Source organism: Mycobacterium sp. M23085, assembly GCF_045343915.1.
GTDB lineage: Bacteria > Actinomycetota > Actinomycetes > Mycobacteriales > Mycobacteriaceae > Mycobacterium.
Genome location: NZ_CP174280.1, coordinates 1593353 through 1613286 on the forward strand (window position 1 = coordinate 1593353; position 19934 = coordinate 1613286).

22 protein-coding genes are annotated in these 19934 nt (G+C 68.6%); 10 read left to right on the forward strand and 12 right to left on the reverse strand.

Annotated features, from left to right (window positions below):
• Nucleotides 1-6 precede the first annotated feature (6 nt).
• Nucleotides 7-243, reverse strand: a complete 237-nt coding sequence (locus ACIUM1_RS07035) for a hypothetical protein (RefSeq protein WP_406816498.1) — start codon at nt 241-243, stop codon at nt 7-9.
• 125 nt (nt 244-368) lie between these two features.
• On the opposite strand from ACIUM1_RS07035, the gene ACIUM1_RS07040 reads away from it, so the two are divergent.
• From ACIUM1_RS07040 to ACIUM1_RS07055, 4 genes are all read left to right on the forward strand, one after another.
• The gene (locus tag ACIUM1_RS07040) at nt 369-800 is read left to right on the forward strand and encodes a hypothetical protein (protein ID WP_406817573.1); all 432 of its coding nucleotides are present in this window, start codon (nt 369-371) and stop codon (nt 798-800) included.
• Nucleotides 797-1012 (forward strand): DUF2945 domain-containing protein, encoded by a 216-nt coding sequence (locus tag ACIUM1_RS07045; RefSeq protein ID WP_406816499.1) that lies wholly within the window; start codon nt 797-799, stop codon nt 1010-1012. Before ACIUM1_RS07040 ends, ACIUM1_RS07045 begins: the two co-directional genes overlap by 4 nt.
• Nucleotides 1013-1157: 145 nt before the next feature.
• A complete protein-coding gene (locus tag ACIUM1_RS07050; protein WP_406816500.1) occupies nt 1158-1277 on the forward strand; it encodes a DUF3140 domain-containing protein in 120 nt (39 codons plus the stop codon).
• Nucleotides 1278-1426: 149 nt separating this feature from the next.
• Nucleotides 1427-1999 (forward strand): MarR family winged helix-turn-helix transcriptional regulator, encoded by a 573-nt coding sequence (locus tag ACIUM1_RS07055; protein ID WP_406816501.1) that lies wholly within the window; start codon nt 1427-1429, stop codon nt 1997-1999.
• Here ACIUM1_RS07055 and ACIUM1_RS07060 read toward each other — a convergent pair.
• Both ACIUM1_RS07060 and fni read right to left on the reverse strand, forming a co-directional pair.
• Nucleotides 1996-3246 (reverse strand): glycosyltransferase, encoded by a 1251-nt coding sequence (locus ACIUM1_RS07060; protein WP_406816502.1) that lies wholly within the window; start codon nt 3244-3246, stop codon nt 1996-1998. The genes ACIUM1_RS07055 and ACIUM1_RS07060 overlap by 4 nt on opposite strands.
• A gap of 10 nt (nt 3247-3256) precedes the next feature.
• A complete protein-coding gene (gene fni / locus ACIUM1_RS07065; protein ID WP_406816503.1) occupies nt 3257-4303 on the reverse strand; it encodes a type 2 isopentenyl-diphosphate Delta-isomerase in 1047 nt (348 codons plus the stop codon).
• Between the two features lie 188 nt (nt 4304-4491).
• Between fni and ACIUM1_RS07070 the strand changes: the two genes are divergently transcribed.
• Nucleotides 4492-4971, forward strand: a complete 480-nt coding sequence (locus ACIUM1_RS07070) for a TspO/MBR family protein (RefSeq protein ID WP_406816504.1) — start codon at nt 4492-4494, stop codon at nt 4969-4971.
• Nucleotides 4972-4974: 3 nt separating this feature from the next.
• Nucleotides 4975-6303 (forward strand): cryptochrome/photolyase family protein, encoded by a 1329-nt coding sequence (locus tag ACIUM1_RS07075; RefSeq protein ID WP_406816505.1) that lies wholly within the window; start codon nt 4975-4977, stop codon nt 6301-6303.
• 31 nt (nt 6304-6334) lie between these two features.
• On the opposite strand, the gene ACIUM1_RS07080 is transcribed toward ACIUM1_RS07075, so the two are convergent.
• On the reverse strand, nt 6335-7072 hold the full coding sequence (locus ACIUM1_RS07080) for an acetyltransferase (RefSeq protein WP_406816506.1): 738 nt from the start codon (nt 7070-7072) through the stop codon (nt 6335-6337).
• A 181-nt stretch (nt 7073-7253) separates the two neighbouring features.
• On the opposite strand from ACIUM1_RS07080, the gene ACIUM1_RS07085 reads away from it, so the two are divergent.
• Both ACIUM1_RS07085 and ACIUM1_RS07090 read left to right on the forward strand, forming a co-directional pair.
• Nucleotides 7254-8531, forward strand: a complete 1278-nt coding sequence (locus ACIUM1_RS07085; RefSeq protein ID WP_406816507.1) for a PQQ-binding-like beta-propeller repeat protein — start codon at nt 7254-7256, stop codon at nt 8529-8531.
• 18 nt (nt 8532-8549) lie between these two features.
• Complete coding sequence (locus tag ACIUM1_RS07090) at nt 8550-8939, forward strand: DUF6264 family protein (protein ID WP_406817574.1); 390 nt, start codon at nt 8550-8552, stop codon at nt 8937-8939.
• Between the two features lie 13 nt (nt 8940-8952).
• Here the strand turns inward: ACIUM1_RS07090 and ACIUM1_RS07095 are convergent, their stop codons facing one another.
• From ACIUM1_RS07095 to ctaD, 8 genes are all read right to left on the reverse strand, one after another.
• The gene (locus tag ACIUM1_RS07095; protein WP_406816508.1) at nt 8953-9636 is read right to left on the reverse strand and encodes an esterase; all 684 of its coding nucleotides are present in this window, start codon (nt 9634-9636) and stop codon (nt 8953-8955) included.
• Nucleotides 9637-9705: 69 nt separating this feature from the next.
• Entirely contained in the window at nt 9706-10893 is a 1188-nt protein-coding gene (locus ACIUM1_RS07100) for a THUMP-like domain-containing protein (RefSeq protein WP_406817575.1), read from the reverse strand.
• 121 nt (nt 10894-11014) lie between these two features.
• Entirely contained in the window at nt 11015-11986 is a 972-nt protein-coding gene (locus ACIUM1_RS07105) for a class I SAM-dependent methyltransferase (RefSeq protein ID WP_406816509.1), read from the reverse strand.
• Between the two features lie 10 nt (nt 11987-11996).
• Nucleotides 11997-12764: an enoyl-CoA hydratase gene (locus ACIUM1_RS07110; protein ID WP_406817576.1), complete on the reverse strand. Its 768-nt coding sequence runs from the start codon at nt 12762-12764 to the stop codon at nt 11997-11999.
• Nucleotides 12761-13579 carry an NUDIX hydrolase gene (locus tag ACIUM1_RS07115; protein WP_406816510.1) on the reverse strand — a complete coding sequence of 273 codons (819 nt, stop codon included), beginning with the start codon at nt 13577-13579 and terminating at the stop codon, nt 12761-12763. Before ACIUM1_RS07115 ends, ACIUM1_RS07110 begins: the two co-directional genes overlap by 4 nt.
• Nucleotides 13576-14415 carry an ABC transporter ATP-binding protein gene (locus ACIUM1_RS07120; protein WP_406816511.1) on the reverse strand — a complete coding sequence of 280 codons (840 nt, stop codon included), beginning with the start codon at nt 14413-14415 and terminating at the stop codon, nt 13576-13578. Before ACIUM1_RS07120 ends, ACIUM1_RS07115 begins: the two co-directional genes overlap by 4 nt.
• Before the next feature lie 42 nt (nt 14416-14457).
• Nucleotides 14458-15693: a phosphoserine phosphatase SerB gene (gene serB, locus ACIUM1_RS07125; RefSeq protein ID WP_406816512.1), complete on the reverse strand. Its 1236-nt coding sequence runs from the start codon at nt 15691-15693 to the stop codon at nt 14458-14460.
• Nucleotides 15694-15708: 15 nt separating this feature from the next.
• The gene (ctaD, locus tag ACIUM1_RS07130; protein ID WP_406816513.1) at nt 15709-17469 is read right to left on the reverse strand and encodes a cytochrome c oxidase subunit I; all 1761 of its coding nucleotides are present in this window, start codon (nt 17467-17469) and stop codon (nt 15709-15711) included.
• A 198-nt stretch (nt 17470-17667) separates the two neighbouring features.
• On the opposite strand from ctaD, the gene ACIUM1_RS07135 reads away from it, so the two are divergent.
• A complete protein-coding gene (locus ACIUM1_RS07135; protein ID WP_406816514.1) occupies nt 17668-18774 on the forward strand; it encodes an iron-siderophore ABC transporter substrate-binding protein in 1107 nt (368 codons plus the stop codon).
• A gap of 118 nt (nt 18775-18892) precedes the next feature.
• On the forward strand, nt 18893-19933 hold the full coding sequence (locus tag ACIUM1_RS07140; protein WP_406816515.1) for an NAD(P)-dependent alcohol dehydrogenase: 1041 nt from the start codon (nt 18893-18895) through the stop codon (nt 19931-19933).
• Nucleotide 19934: the final 1 nt, after the last annotated feature.

The window sequence follows — 19934 nt, forward strand, 5'->3', positions numbered from 1 at the left end:
CGCGGGTTAGCCGCCGTTGGCTGGGGTGTGCGCAGCCGCCTGGCCGTTGGTCGCCGGCGCTGCGGCATGCCGACCGCCGGTTGACCGCCGCCGCACCATCCACAGCCCACCGCCCACGAGCAACACCGCCAGCACGATCACGGTGGGCCACATGGCCAGCTGCGCGAGCCACAAACGTCGTTGCAGGCGCAACATTTTGCGCTCCGCGCGCCCCAGCCGCCGGGAAGTATCGATCACAGTCATCGTCAGGTCAGATACCCGAGGCGCACTCGTTCAAACCGCCGGGCGGTGGATCGATGGATGCCGGTGTCGACGGTTCGGGCCCCCTCGTGGGGGGAATGCATACGCCAGCGCGGGGAAGGAATGCGATGAGCGACCGGACGGACATTGACGGCGTTGCGCAGGCGGTCGGGCGCGTGACCGAGGCGCTGGAAACCAGCGAGCGTGCTCGCGGCCACCTGTATTCCTTTCATCAACTCACCGGTCGGGCCGACCTACAGCTCGACGAGGCGGTAGCGCGGCTGCAGCAAATCGGCGAGGCCGACCTGGCCCGGCACATCAGCCGCGAGCTGATCGGGCGCAACGTCCTAGCCGGCCGGTGGAGCTTCCAGATCGTCGAGGAGTACGACGACGGCTACTACCGCTGTTTCAAAGAGACCGAACAACTGGTGCGAACCCGACTCACCGACGGTCAGCGCCACCTCCACGAGATGGCACTGAAGGATCGCCGCCGCACCGCCGGTCATCCGGCCCACACCGCGTCCCCCGATGACGATTCCGCGGAAGATGAATCATTATGAGCGACAGCGAATTCTACAACGGCGACAAGGTGGAGTGGCAAAGCCACGGCACCACGGTCCGGGGTACGGTGCAAGGGAAGATCACCTCCGACACCGAAGCCGCCGGCCGCACGGTGCGGGCATCCGAAGACGAACCGCAGTACCGGGTGCGCAGCGACAAGACGGGTGCGGACGCGGTGCACAAGCCAACCGCGCTGCGTCGCGTAAAGTGATGCGCGTCAACGGAATCCACGAGCAATGCCATGACCGATGATCGACAAACCACCTGGGCCCACTTCCGGGACACCGTCAACATGACTGCACGGGAGCTGGTGTCGGCCAAAGCGGGACGGTGACGAGTCCACCGATTATGCGCACATGCGAAAGGTAGTCGGCTACGCCAAACGTCACCTGGCGCAACGGCCGCAGGGCAATATCGACGACAGCGCGTGGCGATACTCGTTGATGAACTGGGGCCACGACCCGGCGAAGTCCTGAAGAGTGCCCGCCGGGTGCGGGTGAGCCGCCGCGCGAGGCGGGCCGAGGTGGGTGCCGTACGCTGATAGCCACGCCCGTGCGCCTCGCCGGCCACGATCAGCGGCCGCCGATACGCTGGCCGGCGTGTCTTGCAAGAAGGATGCGGGTAAGTGACCAAGCGCGCCGCCACTGACCGGCGATTAAGCCGAGCCGAACTCGAGAAACTGATGTCGGCCGACATGCGCGCGATCACTGCGCAGTCCGACCGCATCGGCCGGCACTTCGCTCGCCAAAACGACGTCAGCGGCACCGACTTCCACGCCTTGCTGCACATCATGGTCGCCGAAACCGCGGGAGAACCGCTGACCGCGGCGCAGCTGCGACGGCGGATGGATGTTTCACCGGCCGCCATCACCTACCTCGTCGACCGCATGATCGACGCCGGCCACGTCCGGCGCGAACCCGACCCTCAGGACCGGCGCAAGACCCTGCTGCGCTACGAGAAGCCGGCGATGGCCCTGGCCCGGTCGTTCTTCACTCCCCTTGGCGCCGAACTACATACCGCGCTTGCCGACCTTCCCGACCGCGACCTGGTGGCGGCGCATCGGGTGTTCACGTCGATGATCGAGGCGATGGCCAGCTTCGAATCGCGCCTGTCCGCGCCGAGTCCCCAAGCGCCCGCGGCCGAACCCAAGCGCGCGACGGGCAAAGGCCGCCGCAGCACGGTGAAACGTAGCGTCTAGTAAACCGGCCACTCGGCCGCACAGCCCATTAGCCGCTGCTCTATCAGGTCGGCGCCGTACGCCACCCCTCCCGTCGCGGCCAACCCGGCCGCCACTCGGTGCGCGCCGGCGGCCATCGTCATCGCCCGGCCCACCTTGGCCCGCAACCGCGACGGCGTGAGCTTGCTCGCGGCCAGCCGGGTACCGCAACGGGCCACCTCCACCCGCCGCGCGACCTCGGCCTGGTCACGCGCGAACGGCACCACGCAGACGGGCACACCGCGATCGAGGGCCTTGAGCGTCGTCCCCATCCCGCCATGCGTAATGGCACAGCTGGCCCTGTCGAGTATCGCCGCGTGCGGCGCAAACCGGCATACGGTCGCGTTGGCCGGCCGCGGCAGATCGGCGGGTACGCCGGCCGGAAAAGTCGCCACAACGTGAACGTCTTCGTCTGCCAGCGCGCGCAGGGCAATTCGTCCCAGGGCCTCGTCACCCTGGCGCAGCGAGGAGGTGTTCACCAATACCATCGGACGGTCGATGGCGTCGATCCACTCCGGCACCGCCGCCGGCGTGGGCTCGAATACGCAGGCCCCGATGTGATGCACCACACCGGCCCAGCCGGGATGCGGATACTCGAACGGCTCGCCACCGACGGCCAGCACCAGGGGCGCACGCCGCATGAAGCCGTCCACCGACGCGACCGGATCGAGACCCAACTCAGCGCGAATGGCGTTGATGCGGGGCAACATCGGCCGGTCGAACACGTGCCTGACGATCGGCCGCACCGCGGCGTCACGGAGGTCGCCGGCGATGCCGGGCAGCGGACGCATTCCGGGGCCGAAGGGCGGCACTCCGCGGGAGCGCAGATACGGCGTAAACGGTGAGAAGAGCAGCCATGGGATATCGCCGGCGTCCGCGGCCGTCAGGGCGCCCCAGCAGTTCGCGTCCACGATTACCGCATCCGGTCGGATCGCGTCCACGGCGCGCCGGAAGTCGCCGACTTCCAGCACGGCCCGCCGGCACAGCACATCTATCGAAAACTTCAGCACTCCCAACGCGTTTCGCGCCTGCCAGTCGTTTCCGGCAACGGCCTCGATGTCCGGGTCGACCGGCTCGGCGTGCACGCCGACCGATCGCATCGCCGAGACGCCGGCCGACATGGTGCGCAGGTGAACGTCGTGGCCGCGCTGGGCCAGCTCGGCCAGCAGCGCCCCGGTCGGCAGCAGATGCCCCAGGGCCGGCGAGCCGTACGCCAAGATGACAGCCACGTGCGCGGACCTAGGTCACGCAGAGCAAGTCGACATCGCGCAGGTCCGCCAAGCGTGCGGCACCACAACCGTGCAGGCAGATCCGCAGCTCGTCGATGAACGGCTGAAGCCAATCGACCACCGCGGCAGACGATTCGATCGCGGCGGGCAGCAGCGGCCGCGCCACCGCTACCACATCGGCACCCAGCGCGATCGCCTTGGCCGCGTCCATGCCGGTACGGATGCCACCGGATGCCACCAACGGAATCGCCGGCAGTACCTGACGCACCTCCACGATGGCGCGGGCGGTGGGGATACCCCAATCGGCCAGGTGCGGATAGCGCAGTTCGCCGTACCGCACGAACTGCTCGACCCGCGACCACGATGTGCCGCCGGCACCCGCGACGTCGATCCCGGCGACGGGCAATCCGCCTTCTCCTCCCGCAAGTTCCGCGGCCGCGGCACCACCGATCCCGTGCCCGACCTCCTTGAGTAGCACCGGGCAGTCGATGCTGTCGGCGGCCTCGCGCAACCGGCTCAGCGATCCGGAGAAGTCCGTGTCGCCGTTGTGCTGCATCGCTTCCTGGAGCGGATTGGTATGCACGGCAAGAGCATCGGCGCCAACCCGGTCGAGGGCCTTCGCCAGATCCGGCACCGCGGTCTTCGTCAGTTGAGCCAGGCCGATGTTGCCGAACAGCAGGACATCCGGGGCGACATCGCGCACCGTGAAGCTGGCCGCGGCGCGTTCACCCAGTGCACTGTCGAGCATGATCCGCTGCGAACCCAGCATCATGCCCAGGCCCAGCTGTTGGGCGGCGGCCGCCAGATTGCGGTTGATCGTCCTGGACAGCTCGGCACCGCCGGTCATCGCACCGATGAGGATCGGAGACAGCAGGGTGGCGCCGAAAAAGGTGGTGGACAAATCGATGTCGTCCAGATTGGTCTGGGTAAGCGCGTTGTAGGGCAACTCGTAGCGGTCCAACCCCGTGGTGACGCCGTCGTAGCCGACCGGTTCGGTCAGGCACACGTCGATGTGCCGCCGCTTGCGGGTCTTCATCTCGCCCCGGTCAGCGGTCATCGCCGAAACCCCCTCGCGTCCGACACTGCCCCGGCCCCGCGCCCATACTGTCCATAGTGCCCCCTCCTGCGTAGTGCCGCGCCCGCACGCGACGATACGTCATTTCAGTTGATTAATGTTTAACAAACTGAAAGGGTTGTGTTCGTAGTGTAGGGCTCGGACCCGAAACCATCAGAACGGAGCACAGCGTGAACTCCTCGACACTGGCGGCGACCAGCCTGGCCGTCGCCGCGGCCGCCGGCACCGGAAGCATCGCCAGCGGCCACGCCATCCCCCGGTGGTACTCGCGGCTTCGCAAGCCCTCCTACCAGCCACCCCGCGCCGCCTTCCCCGCGGCGTGGACCACGCTCTACGGTGACATCGCGGTCACGTCGGCGGTAACCCTCGACCGGTTCCGCGCCGCCGGCCAGCACGACCAGGCGCGCAACTACACCGTGGCGCTGGCAACGAACCTGCTCCTCAACGCCGGGTGGAGTTGGCTGTTCTTTGGCTATCACAAACTGGGCGCCTCCGCGGTCGGCGCCGCGGCGCTGACCGCCAGCAGCGCCGACCTGGTCAGACGCACCGCCCAGGCCACGCCGCGCGGCGGGCTGGCGTTGCTGCCCTATCCGCTGTGGTGTGGCTTCGCCACCGTGCTGTCCACCCACATCTGGCGACTCAACCGCTAGCTCATGCCGGCACTGTTGTGGTTTCGCCGCGATCTGCGGTTGCGTGACCATCCGGCCCTGGTCGCCGCGGCCGAGAACGATGAGGTGCTCGCGTGCTTCGTGCTCGATCCGCGCCTGGAGAAGTCGTCGGGACAACGCCGGCTGCAGCACCTGGGGGACTCGCTGCGGCGGCTGCGCGACGATCTGGACGGCCGGCTGCTCGTCACCCGCGGGCAGCCCCACACGCAGATTCCGCGCATCGCCAAGGAGATCGGTGCGTCGTCGGTGCACGTGTCCGAAGACTTCGCACCGTTCGGGAAGCGCCGCGACGAGCGGGTCCGCGCGGCACTGGGTTCGGTGTCGCTGGTGGCGACCGGTTCGCCGTATCTGGTCTCTCCCGGCCGCGTCACCAAGCCGGACGGCTCACCCTACAAAGTGTTCACCCCCTTTCTGCGCCAGTGGCAGAAGTCCGGCTGGCGCGAACCGGCGAAGTCGACCGCGAGCTCCGCACGCTGGCTGGATCCGGCGCAGCTGCCGATCAAGCAGTGCGCGATTCCCGATCCCGGGGTTGCGCTGGAGGTGGCCGCAGGTGAGGCGGCGGCACGTAAGCAATGGAAGTCGTTCGTCGACAACGGATTACAGAGTTACGCCGAGGACCGCAACCGGCCGGACCTGACCGGGACCAGCCGCATGTCAGCGCACCTGAAGTTCGGCGCCATTCATCCGCGCACCCTGGTCGCCGACCTGGATCTGCGCAGCGGTGGGGCGCAAACGTTCCTGCGGGAGTTGGCTTTTCGCGACTTCTATGCCGACGTGCTGCACCACTGGCCGGCCAGCGCCTGGCGCAACTGGAACAGCGACTTCGACGGCATTCCGACCGACACCGGCGCCCAGGCCAACCGCCGCTTCGAGGCGTGGAAAGCCGGCGAGACCGGTTTTCCCTTCGTCGACGCCGGGATGCGTCAGCTGCGCGACACCGGTTTCATGCACAACCGGGTGCGGATGATCGTGGCCTCGTTTCTGGTCAAGGACCTTCATCTGCCGTGGCAATGGGGCGCCGGATGGTTCCTCGACCAGCTGGTGGACGCCGACATGGCCAACAACCAGCACGGCTGGCAGTGGTGCGCGGGCTGCGGCACCGATGCCGCCCCCTACTTCCGGGTGTTCAACCCGACCACGCAGGGCGAGAAGTTCGACCCCTCGGGCGATTACATCCGGCGCTGGGTACCCGAACTGCGCTCGGCCGACGACGTGCACCTGCGCAAGGGCGGGCGGCCGGACGGCTATCCCGCGCCGATCGTCGATCACGCCACCGAGCGCGCCGAGGCGCTGCGCCGCTATCAGCACATGTGACCGCGAAAGCCGATCGACGAGCAGCCGCAGGCTAGTGGGCGGCCTTCTTGCGCTCGATGTCGGCCAGGGCGGCCGCCAGTTCGGCGCGCTGCGCGGCCGAGCTCTCCCAGGCGAGCTGGCGGTTCTTGACCACCTTGGCCGGGGCGCCCACCGCGATCGAGTAGTCCGGAATCACCCCGCGGACCACCGCGTGCGACCCGAGCACGCAACCCCGCCCGACGGACGTGCCGCGCAGCACCGACACCTTCACGCCCACCCAGGTGTCCGGGCCGATCCGGACCGGGGACTTGACGATGCCCTGGTCCTTGATCGGCATGTTGATGTTGTCCATCCGGTGGTCGAAATCGCAGACGTAGCACCAGTCGGCCATCAGCACCGAATCGCCGAGCTCGATGTCCAGGTAGGCGTTGATCACGTTGTCGCGGCCCAGCACCACCTTGTCGCCGAACCGCAGCGAGCCCTCATGCGCGCGGATGGTGTTCTTGTCGCCGATGTGCACCCACCGGCCGATCTCGAGCTGCGCCAGCTCCGGCGTCGCGTGGATCTCGACGCCCTTGCCGAGGAAAACCATGCCGCGGGTGATGATGTGCGGATTGGCCAGCTTGAACTTCAGCAGCCGCCAATACCGCACCAGGTACCACGGGGTGTACGCACGGTTGCGCAGCACCCATTTCAGCGAGGCCAGGGTGAGGAATTTGGCCTGGCGCGGGTCCCGCAATTTCGATCCACGCCAGCGGCGATGGACCGGTGCACCCCACATGCTCGTCATGGCCGGACAGCCTAACTCGGTCAATCGCGAGCCCGCGAACCGCCACGGGTTACCCTCACCTGTACTCGATTGCCGCCGAGCGGCCGGGTCTGCCTGCGCGCGGCCCGCCTCCCCAGAAGGATTTGGAAAAGCGAAGGTGCTTGCCCGACAACTCGTCAGTGGGCTCAAGCGTTGGTCATCCGTGGTGCTGGCGGCTGTGGTCGCGGTCCTGCTCGGCGCCTGCGGCAACACCGACTCATGGGTCGACGCCTCGGCCGCGCAGGGCTGGCCCGCGCCGTACGCCGACGCCGCCAACAGCAGCTACACCGCCACCGACGGGGCCACCAGGCTCTCGCTGCAGTGGACCCGGTCGGTGAAGGGAAGCCTGGCCGCCGGCCCGGCGCTGAGCCCGCGCGGCTATCTGGCCCTCAACGCCCAGACCTCGGCGGGATGCTCGCTGATGGAATGGGAGAACAACGACAACGGGCGACAGCGCTGGTGTGTGCGCCTGGTGCAGGGCGGCGGCTTCGGCGGCCCGCTGCTCGACGGCTTCGACAACCTCTACGTCGGCCAGCCCGGAGCGCTGCTGTCGTTCCCGGTCACCCAGTGGACGCGGTGGCGCCAACCGGTGATCGGGATGCCTACCACGCCGCGCTTCGTCGGGCACGGCGCGCTGCTGGTGGCCACCCACCTGGGGCAGGTGCTGGTCTTCGACTCGCATCGCGGCCAGGTGGCGGGCAGCCCACTCGATCTGGTCGACAGCGTCGACCCCACCGACGCCGCCCGCGGGTTGGCCGACTGCGCGCCGGCCCGTCAAGGGTGTCCCGTCGCTGCCGCACCCGCCTTCTCGGCGACCAACGGGGTGGTGGTGCTCGGGGTTTGGCAGCCCGGCGCCCCCGCCGCGGGTCTGGTGGGGCTGAAGTACCACCCCGGGCAGACGCCGCTGCTGACCCGGGAATGGACCAGCGACGCGGTGGGCGCCGGTGTCATCGCCAGCCCGGTGCTGTCGGCCGACGGGTCGACCGTCTACGTCAACGGCCGCGACCAACGACTCTGGGCACTGCGCGCCGCCGACGCGAAGGTGAAATGGTCGGCGCCGCTGGGCTTCCTGGCGCAGACGCCGCCCGCGGTCACTCCGCAGGGGCTGATCGTGGCCGGCGGCGGGCCCGACACGAAGCTGGCGGCGTTCAAGGATGCCGGTGATCACGCCGATCAGGTGTGGCGCCGTGACGACGTCCTGCCGCTGTCGACGTCGAGCCTGGCCGGCAGCGGCGTCGGCTACACCGTGGCCAGCGGGCCGCCGGCGAACGGCGCTCCCGGCATGTCGCTGCTGATCTTCGATCCGGGCAGCGGCCGCACCCTGGGCAGCTACCCGATGCCCGCGGCCACCGGCTATCCGGTCGGGGTGTCGGTCGGCACCGATCGCCGGGTGGTGGCGGCCACCAGCGACGGCCAGGTTTACGGTTTCGCGCCGGCCTGACCGGGACATCCTGCTGTGGTGCCGATCCACGAGCCGGCGGCGCCAGGCGCCGCGACAACACCCACCACCGCAACCCCGCGCAGCGGCACCGCCGACACCGTGGCGACGTCCGTCCTGCTGGTCATCCACGGCGGCCTGTACGCGGCGAGCTTTGCGCTGCTCGGCCTGCTGGTGATGAGCACCGACGCCTGCGGTTCCCGGAAATGCGGCGATCCCGCCTGGATCGACCGGGCGATGAACCTGGGCACCTGGGGCGGCGCCGCCCTCTTGGTCGCCGACATCGCGGTCGCCGTGTACTTCCTGGTGCGTCGCAGGCGGGCCTTCTTCGTCCCGCTCATCGGTTGCGTCGCGCAGGTGGCGCTGATGCTCGCCGCGGTGGCCATGGAGTTGCGGGCCGGCCCGGTCTGAGGCTCCTTCAGGACTAGATGGCCAGCGGCGGGATGGCGTTGCGCGGCACCTGGGACTGCATCGGCCCGACGAACGCCGGCAGCATCTCGCCCGGGGCGAAGTAGAAGATCAGTTGATCGTCGGTGATAGCGAAGTTCTGATAGTGCGTCGGGTCATGTCCGGTCGACGGCAAAATCGCGGCGCCCAACGGGGTTTGGTGTTCCAGGTCGCGCTGCACGATCGGGAAGATGGCGTCCAGCGGCGTCGTGCCCGGCGGGAACAGGTTGTCGAACGTGATGGGCTGCTTGGTCCCGAGGTTGTAGTTGAACGCCTTGTACCAGATGGACGAGTGCGCCCCCCCGACGTCCTGGAAGAACTTGAGCACGACGCTGCGGGTGTTGTGCGGCGGCTGTCCGGCGAAGTGTTGCTCGGTGGTGGCCTCCAGCTGATAGGGCTGGTCGCGCCCCCCGGAACTCTGCGCGACGGCGACGAAGCCGTCCCGGTTCTGGGTGATGTAGTCGGCCAGCGCCTGTCCGTCCGGATAGTCGGCGGGAAAGGTCATGTTGAGCGTGTAGTTGGGGCCGGTGGCGTGCAGATGACACATCTGGCCGGCGTCGACGCTACCGCCCAGGCCGGCACACGACGGCGGCTCGGCCGCGGCCGGCCACCCCACCGAGACCGCGGCCGCGAGCAGCGCAGCGGCTATCAGATAACGCATCGTGGAATGGTCCTCGCAAACTAGCCAGGGCCGGCGACCCGGAGAAGTGACGCCGCCAGCGTACCGGCCCTATCGGGAGGGTTGGCAAACGAACGCGATCGTGCGGCTGGAGGTTCGGGCACCGATGCGGGTGATGACCACCGACAGCGATCGGCTCCCGCGCAAACGCATCCGTTTGCGCAGCGCGTCCGGGTCCACCCGCACCCCGCGCACCAGCACCTCGAGCGATCCGCAGTCCAGCGTCGACAGCCTCTGGCGGAGCCGGCGCTCGTCGAAGACCAGCTGTTCGAGCACCTCGAACCCGCGGTCGGCAGCGGGCAGCCGATCGCCGGACAGGTAGGCGATCTCGGGGTCGAGCTGCCATAGCCCGTGCCGCGCGGCGTAATGGCGCACCAGCCCGGCCCGGACCACGGCGCCGTCCGGGTCGACGATCCAGCGCCCGGCCGGGCGCACCGGGCAGTCGTCGGGGTCGTTGTCGGTGAGCTGCTCATCGCGATCCAGCAGGTTCGCCCGCCGACCCACACCCGGCTGGGCCAGCCCGGCCGACCACAGGCAGGCTTCCCGGACCGAGCCGCGATGCGACGTCACCTCGATTTCCCCGGCGAAGCCCAAGCGTCGCACCTCATCGAAATCGATACCGGGGGCGCACTTTACGACGAACTCTCGGTCGCGGTAGGTGTCGAGCAACGTGCCAAGGGCGGGCTGGTAGTCGTCGATGCGCAACCGGCGCCGGCCCTCGACGCGCCGGGCCGGGTCGACGACGAGCACTGCGTCGCGGGTGACCGGGCGCAGCGCGTCGGCGCGGCAGATCCAGGCCGACTCCCCCACGTTGTGGCGCGCCATCGCCAGCCGCACCGGATCGATGTCGCTGCCTACCACGGCGATCCCGCGGCCGCTCAGCGCGGCCAGCTCGGTGCCGATCGAACAGGTCGCGTCGTGCACGACGACGCTGCCATGCCGGGCCAGCCGGTTGGCCCGGTGCAAGGCCACCGGCGCCGCCGTAGCCTGCTGCAGCGCCTCGTCGGTGAACAGCCAATCCGACACTTCCGGGCCCAGCTCGCCCAGTTTGTCCAGTGCGCGGCGGCGCAACTGGACCGTCTCGACCAGCGCCGCCGCTCGATCGCCGAATCGGGCGCGCGCCGCGGCAATGTCGGCGAGCAGGTTGGCGTCGGTCAGCTCGAGCCGGGCAACGTCCGCCAGCGCCGCAGCGCCCGCGTGCGACCGCAGATAGCCGACGTCGTCCGTGCTGAACCTGATGGCCGGCTCCTCCTCACGCCGCTACGCGGCCTGCATCGTCACCGTGCTGAACCTGATCGCGGCTCCTCCTCACGCCGCTACGCGGCCTGCATCGTCACCGTGCTGAAGCGCAGTCCGACGCTCAGGAGGGTTTGACCCCGGTCACCATCACGTTGTAGAACCAGCCCTTCGGGACCACGCGGCGCCACACGTTGTCGTCCACCCAGCTCAGCGTCTTCCAGCCGTTGAAGGCGAATTTCGCCCAGCCCCAGCCCAGCCGCCCGGGCGGCACCGACGCCTCGAAGGTGCGGACCGGCCAGCCGAACATCGCGGCGGTGAACTCTTCGCTGACGGTCCGCACCTCGGTGGCACCGGCGTTGGCGGCCATCCGCTCCAGGTCACCGGGCGTGAAGGTGTGCAGGTCGACGATCGCCTCCAGCGCCGCGGCCCGGGAGGATTCGTCGAGCTCGGCCTGCGGGCGCCGCCAGCCACCCAGGCCAGGCAGCTTGGTGACGTTGGTGGCGATGCGCCAGGTCAGGGTGGACAACTCGCGGGCGTAGACGTCGCCGGCGCTGGTCGGCTCACCGGCAAAGACGAACCGGCCGCCGGGGCGCAGCACCCGGATCACCTCGCGCAGCGACAGCTCCACATCGGGAATGTGGTGCAGCACGGCGTGCCCGACGACCAGGTCGAAGGTGTTGTCCTGGTACGGGATGCCCTCGGCGTCGGCGACCCGGCCGTCGATGTCCAGGCCCAGCGACTGCCCGTTGCGGGTGGCGACCTTGACCATGCCGGGCGACAGGTCGGTCACCGATCCGCGCCGGGCGACCCCGGACTGGATCAGGTTGAGCAGGAAAAATCCTGTGCCGCAGCCTAATTCGAGGGCCCGGTCGTAGGGCAGCTCGCGCTGCACCTGGTCCGGCACGATGGCGTCGAAGCGGCCCCGGGCGTAGTCGATGCAGCGCTGGTCATAGGAGATCGACCACTTGTCGTCGTAAGTCTCGGCTTCCCAGTCGTGGTAGAGCACCTGGGCCAGCTTGCTGTCGTGCCGGGCGGCTTCCACCTGCTCGGCGGTGGCGTGGGGCGTCGGAACGGCGTCGGTCGAACTGGTCATGCAGGGCAGCCTAACGGCCGTCGGGATCCGCCATTTCGTCACCGCCCTGACCAGCGGCGGAGAGCACCTCGACGTAACGCCGGCGTGCGGCGGCGCGCCGCTCCACGGTGTCCAGGTCGAAGACGTCGTTGATTCCGGCCTTGGCTGCGGCCAGCGCGTGCCGCGGCCCGTCGAGAAAACGGCGCGCCCACCCGGCGGCGGCGTCGTACACGTCGTCGGGGGCCACCATGTCGTCGATGAGGCCCAGGGCCAGGGCTTCCTCGGCGTCGACGAAACGGCCGCTGAACACCAGCTCCTTGGCCTTGCTCGCGCCCACCACCCGGGTCAGCCGGGCCATCGCGTCGCCGCCGGGCACCAGGCCGGCCAGGATCTCCGTCGCGCCGAACTTGACGTTGTCCCCGCTGATCCGCCAGTCGGCGGCCAGGGCCAGGGTGAGACCGGCGCCCAGCGCGTAGCCGGTGATCGCGGCGACGGTCGGCTTGGGGATCGCCGCCACGGCGTCGACGGCTTCCTGCCGGACCCGCGCCACGCTCTCGGCCTCGGAGCCCCGCAGGGTGCGCAGTTCGGGCATGTCGTCGCCCGCGGAGAAGATCTCGTGACCACCGAACAGGATCACCACGGCGACGTCGTCGCGCCGCCCCAATTCCTCGGCGGCCGCGATGAGTTCCCGGTAGACCTGGCGGGTCATCGCGTTGGTCGGTGGGCGTGACAGCAGCAACATCGCCAGCCCGGCGTCCTGCGAGCCGTCACTGACCACCACGCTGACGAACTCGCTCAATGCCGCCATCCCAGGCCGCCCGCCTCCCGCGCCTGGTGGTAGCGGTCCGAATCGAAGAACTCGAACACCCAGTTGTCACCCTGGATTTCCAGATGCGGCTGCACCGGCACGATCTGGCGCTCGACGGCCAGCACCTCGGCGACCGTCCGCCCGGCCAGCGAGTCCAGCTGCGTCCACGTCGGGGGCAGCAGGAATAGGCGTCCGGCCTCGAAGTCGTCGATCGCGGCCCGCGGCGTCGTCCAGCCCGCCAGGTCGGATTCGGTGTTCTCGCCGTCGGCGCGCTGGCCTTCCGGGAGGGCGCCGACGAAGAAGTAGGTGTCATAGCGGCGAGTGCGCTCGGCTTCCGGGGTGACCCAGTTGGCCCACGGCCGCAGCAGGTCGGAGCGCAGCACCAGATTTTCCCGGCGCAGAAAGTCGGCGAACGACAGCGACCGTTCGGCCAGCGCGTGCCGGGCCTCGCCGTACACCGAGGCGTCGCCCACGATGCTGTCCGGGTCGTCGGCGGGCCCGGCGAACAGCACACCGGATTCCTCGAAGGTCTCGCGGGCGGCGGCGCACACCAGCGCCTCGGCCAGGTCGGGTTCGACGCCGAAGCGCTGAGCCCACCACTGCGGCGACGGGCCGGCCCAGGCGATGTCGGCGTTGCGGTCGCGGTCGTCGACGCCGCCGCCGGGAAACACCACCGTGCCCGCGGCGAACTCCATTTGTGCGTGCCGGCGCATGAGGAACACGGCGATGCCCTTGCGCGTCTCGCGGACCAGCATCACGGTCGCGGCCGGGCGCGGGACCAGGGGGGCTTGGTCGGGTGATGTCATAACGGCCTCCGGTGGGCTGCGCGGTTACGGACGCGCCGCGCGAAATAGCGCCCGTCGACGACGTCGAGGGCGATCGCTTGGCCGAACGCGGTGGACAGATTCTCGGCGGTCAGCACGTCGGTCAGCAATCCGGCGGCGACCACCCGCGCTTCCGAGAGCAGCATGCAGTGGCTGAACCCGGGCGGAATCTCCTCGACGTGGTGGGTGACCAGCACCAGGGCGGGCGCGTCGGGGTCGGCGGCCAGGTCGGCCAGCCGAGCCACCAGCTCCTCGCGGCCGCCCAGATCCAGGCCGGCGGCGGGCTCGTCGAGCAACAGCAGTTCGGGATCGGTCATCAGCGCGCGGGCGATCAGCACCCGCTTGCGCTCGCCTTCCGACAGCGTTCCGTAGGTGCGGTCCGCGAGGTGCTCGGCGCCCAGGCTCTCCAGCATGTCGATCGCGCGTTGGTAGTCGACGTCCTCGTAGCGCTCCCGCCACCGGCCCAGCACCGCGTAGCCGGCCGAGACGACGAGGTCGCGCACCACCTCGTCGGTGGGGATCCGCTGCGCCAAGGCGGACGAGCTCAGCCCGATCCGGGACCGCAACTCGGTGACGTCGACGCGGCCCAGCCGCTCGCCGAGCACGAAAGCCACACCGGATGAGGGATGTTCGGCCGCCGCGGCGATCCGCAGCAGCGAGGTCTTGCCGGCCCCGTTGGGCCCGACGATCACCCAGCGTTCGTCGAGTTCGACCGCCCAATCCAGCGGCCCCACCAGGACGTTGCCGCCGCGCTGCAGCGACACCTGCCTGAAGTCGAGCAGCAGATCGGGGTCGGCTGCATCGCTTGTGTCGGGCACCCGACTATCGTGCCGTACCGCGACGCTCGAATACGTGCCGGGTTACTCGGGCGGGATCTCTACCCGGCGGACCTCGCCGTCGACCGCGTCGGCGGCCTCGATTTCACCGCGGGTCACCCCCAACAGGAACAGCACGGTGTCCAGGTAGGGGTGGGTCAGCGACGCGTCGGCGACCTCACGCAGCGCCGGCTTGGCGTTGAACGCGATGCCCAAGCCGGCCGCGGCCAGCATGTCGATGTCGTTGGCGCCGTCGCCCACGGCGACGGTCTGCGCCATCGGCACCCCCACCTGGCTGGCGAATTCCCTTAGCGCTGTGGCCTTTCCGGCCCGGTCGATGATGGGGCCGATCACCCGCCCGGTGAGCGTGCCGTCGACGATCTCCAGCTCGTTGGCCGCGACGTAATCCAGCATCAACTCCTCGGCCAGCGGCTCGATGATCCGGCGGAAGCCGCCGGACACGACGCCGCAGGCGTAACCGAGGCGCCGCAGGGTCCGCAGCGTGGTGCGGGCGCCGGGCATCAGCTCCAGCTGCTCGGCGACCTCGTCGATCACGCTGGCGGGCAGGCCCGCCAGCGTCGCCACCCGCTGCTCGAGCGACTGCGCGAAGTCCAGCTCGCCGCGCATCGCGGCGTCGGTGATGGCGGCGACTTTGCCCTCGGCGCCGGCCCGGGCCGCCAGCATCTCGATGACCTCGCCCTGCACCAGCGTCGAGTCGACGTCGAACACGATGAGCCGCTTGGCCCGTCGTTCCAGGCTGTAGTCCTCGACCGCGATGTCGACCTGTTCCTCGCTGGACACCCGGTTCAGGACGGTCCGCAACGCCCCGTCGGCGCCCGGCGGCACCGACACCCGCAGCTCCAGGCCGATCACCGGGTAGTCGGAGACTCCGCGGATCAGGTCGATGTTGACGCCCAGGCCCGCCACCTCGCGGGCCACCGCGCCGAACGCGCCGGCGGTGATGGGCCGGCCCAGCACGAAGATGGTGTGGGTCGAGGGATCCCGCATGATCGGCACGTCGTCGCTGCGCTCGATGCTGACGTCGAGGCCCACCCTGCGGATGGCCGATTCGACGTCATCGCGCAACTGCGCGCTGTCGGCGACCTCGGCCGGGCAGCACACCAGCACGCCCAGCGTCAGACGGTGCCGGATCACCACCTGTTCGACGTTGAGCAGCTCGACCCCGTGCCGTGACAGCGCCTCGAACAGGCTCGCCGTCACGCCTGGTTGATCCACGCCGGTGACGGTGATCAGCACCGACACCTTGGGTGGTGAGCTCACTCCCGACTGCCGCCGCTACTGCTCAGGAGTCGAGCGATCGGGTTCGGTCCGCGGGCCGAAACCCTTCGGCGATTCGAAAGCCGTGGCGTGGCGCCCCACGTGCGCCTCGGCGCGGAGCCGCTCGACCATGTGCGGGTAGTGCAACTCGAATGCCGGCCGCTCCGAACGGATTCGGGGCAGCTCGGTGAAGTTGTGCCGCGGCGGCGGGCAGCTGGTCGCCCACTCCAGCGAGTTGCCGTAACCCCACGGGTCGTCGACCGTCACGACCTCGCCGTAGCGCCAGCTCTTGAAGACGTTCCAGACGAACGGGAACATCGACGCGCCCAGGATGAAGGCGCCCACCGTCGAGGCCACGTTGTAGGGCTGGAAGCCGTCGCTGGGCAGGTAGTCCGCGTAGCGGCGCGGCATGCCCAAATCACCCAGCCAGTGCTGCACCAGGAACGTGGTGTGGAACCCGATGAAGGTCAGCCAGAAGTGCAGCTTGCCCAGCCGCTCGTCGAGCAGCCGGCCGGTCATCTTGGGGAACCAGAAGTACACCCCGCCGAAGGTGGCGAACACGATGGTGCCGAACAGCACGTAGTGGAAGTGCGCGACGACGAAGTAGCTGTCGGTGACGTGGAAGTCCAGTGGCGGGCTGGCCAGCATCACGCCGGTCAGACCACCCAGCAGGAAGGTGATCAGGAAGCCCACGCAGAACAGCATCGGCGTCTCGAAAGTGATCTGCCCCTTCCACATCGTGCCGATCCAGTTGAAGAATTTGATCCCGGTCGGCACCGCGATCAGATACGTCATGAACGAAAAGAACGGCAGCAGAACGGCTCCGGTGGCGAACATGTGGTGCGCCCACACCGCGACCGACAAAGCGGCGATCGACAGGGTCGCGTACACCAGCGTGGTGTAACCGAAGACCGGCTTGCGCGAGAACACCGGGATGATCTCGGTGATGATGCCGAAGAACGGCAGGGCGATGATGTACACCTCGGGATGGCCGAAGAACCAGAACAGGTGTTGCCACAACAGGACTCCGCCGTTGGCGGCGTCGTAGACATGGGCCCCCAGATGTCGGTCGGCGGCCAGTCCGAACAGCGCCGCGGTCAGGATCGGGAACGCGATCAGGATCAGGATCGAGGTCACCAGGATGTTCCAGGTGAAGATCGGCATCCGGAACATCGTCATGCCCGGAGCGCGCATGCACACCACGGTGGTGATCATGTTGACCGCACCCAGGATGGTGCCCAGACCGGCGACGATCAGGCCGGTGATCCACAGGTCTCCGCCGGCGCCGGGTGAGTGAACGGCGTCAGACAGCGGCGTGTAGGCGGTCCAGCCGAAGTCGGCGGCCCCGCCCGGGACGATGAAGCCGGACGCCACGATCAGCCCGCCGAACAGGAACAGCCAGAACGAGAAGGCGTTCAGCCGCGGGAAGGCCACATCGGGCGCACCGATCTGCAGCGGCAGCACCAGGTTGGCGAAACCGAACACCACCGGTGTGGCGTACAACAGCAGCATGATCGTGCCGTGCATGGTGAACAGCTGATTGAACTGCTCGTTGGACAGGAACTGCAGCCCGGGAGCGGCCAGCTCGGTGCGCATCAGCAACGCCATCAACCCGCCTATGAAGAAGAAGGCGAAGCACGTGACCGTGTACATGATGCCGATCATCTTGTGATCGGTCGTCGTGATCAGTTTGTAGACGAGGTTCCCTTTGGGGCCCACCCGGTCCGGGTACGGACGAACGGCCTCGAGTTGTCCCAAAGGGGGCGCTTCGGCTGTCAACAGCTTCTCCAAACATCCGGATCGGACACTGGCCCAAAAACAGTATTGAGAGGAATCTTAGCCGTCGATCATGGCGACGTCAGGGCTGGTCCTACAAACTGTCGTAAATGGCTTCCAGGTGCGCCGTGTCCGTTGGCGCGGCGCCGAACGGGTCGGAGCGCGGCGCCTTCGAGCTGGCCGGATGTTAGCGTCTGACGCGTGTCATTCGGCGTGATCGGACCCGCCCGGCTGGCCGGGGTGGGCGCGGTGGCGACGGCGCTCATCCTGGCCTGCGGCGGCTGCGGATCCGACAATCCCGCCGCCAGGACGCCGACCCGTTCTCTGGTCACGCCCACCACCCAGATCGCCGGGGCCGGCGTGCTGGGAAACGACCGCCGTCCGGACGAATCGTGCGCGCGCGATGCCGCCGGGCCCGATCCGGGGACCGCGAAACGGCAAGTTCACAACGCGGCGGGGGTCGATCCCGCCACGGTGCAGGTGCCCGCCGACCCGCAGCGCATCGTGGTGCTCTCCGGCGACCAGCTCGATGCGTTGTGCGCGCTGGGGCTCCAAGCGCGGGTGGTCGCCGCCGCGTTGCCCGACGGCTCCTCTGGTCAGCCCGCCTATCTGGGCGGCGCGGTGCACAACGTGCCCGGCGCCGGCACCCGATCCCAACCGGATGTGAAAGCGATCGCGGCCGCCCACCCCGATCTGATCCTGGGATCGCAGGGGTTGACGCCCACGTTGTACCCGCAGCTGACCGCGATCGCCCCGACGGTGTTCACGGCGGCACCCGGTGCCGCCTGGCAGGACAACCTGCGCGCGGTCGGTGCCGCGACCGGTCGCAGCGCCGCGATGGACGGGTTGATCACTGCCTTTTCCCAGCGGGCGACCGACATCGGCGCGCGGCATGACGCCTCCCACTATCAGGCGTCGATCGTGCAGCTGACCGCCGGGACCATCCGGGTTTACGGTGCCAACAACTTCCCGGCCAGCGTGCTCGGTGCGGTCGGCGTGGACCGACCGGCCACCCAGCGCTTCACCGACAAGCCCTACGTCGAGATTGCTGCCGGCGACGCCGACCTGGCGAAGAATCCGGACCTGTCGATCGCCGACGCCGACGTGGTGTACGTCTCCTGCGCCACCCCGGCAGCCGCCGATCGGGCCGCAACGATTCTGGACAGCAACCCGTGGCGCAAGCTGTCGGCGAACCGCGACAATCGGGTCTACGTCGTCAACGACGAAATATGGCAAACCGGCGAGGGCCTGATCGCGGCGCGCGGCATCGTCGACGATCTGCGCTTGGTGAACGCCCCGATCAACTGACGGCGGTCAGCAAAAACGCGCAAATCGTCATAACGTGATGTTCGCCTCGCCCGTTGGCGGAAGAACTTTTACCTTAGCTAAACTTCTTGATGACGTATCGAATCGAAGAGGGATGTCCATGAGCACAGTTTCTGCGTACGCGGCCACCTCGCCGACGGCACCACTGACCAAGACCACCATCGAACGGCGCGACCCGGGCCCGCACGACGTGGCCATCGACATCAAGTTCGCCGGAATCTGCCACTCCGACATCCACACCGCCAAAGGCGAATGGGGCACACCGAATTACCCCCTGGTGGTGGGCCACGAGATCGCCGGCGTCGTGACGGCGGTCGGCTCCGCCGTCACCAAGCACAAGGTGGGCGACCACGTCGGGGTCGGCTGCATGGTGAACTCTTGCGGCCAGTGCAGTAGTTGTCAGGCTGGGCTGGAGAACTACTGCAAAAACGGTGCGACCTTCACCTACAACGCCATTGACAAAGACGGCACGGTGACCCAGGGCGGTTACAGCCAGGCGATTGTCGTCGACGAGAACTTCGTCCTGCGCATCCCCGAGTCGTTGCCGTTGGACAAGGCCGCGCCGCTGCTGTGCGCGGGCATCACGCTGTTCTCGCCGCTGCGGCACTGGAAGGCCGGCAAGGACACCCGCCTGGCGATCATCGGCCTGGGCGGGCTCGGTCACATGGGCGTCAAGCTCGGCGCGGCGATGGGCGCCGAGGTGACGGTGTTGTCGCAGTCGCTGAAGAAGATGGAGGACGGGCTGCGGCTGGGCGCCAAGCACTACTACGCCACCGCCGAGCGCGAGACCTTCAAGAAATTGCGCAACAGCTTCGACCTGATCCTCAACACCGTCTCGGCGAACCTGAACCTCAACGACTATCTGAGCCTGCTCGACGTCGACGGCACGCTGGTGGAATTGGGCATTCCCGAGCACCCCATGGAGGTGGGCGCGTTCCCGTTGGCGCTGGCGCGCCGCAGCCTGTCCGGGTCGAACATCGGCGGCATCGCGGAGACTCAGGAGATGCTGGACTTCTGCGCCGAGCACAACGTGACGCCGGAAATCGAGCTCATCGAGCCCGACTACATCAACGAAGCCTACGAGCGTGTCCTGGCCAGCGACGTGCGCTACCGCTTCGTCATCGATATCTCAAAGCTGTAGG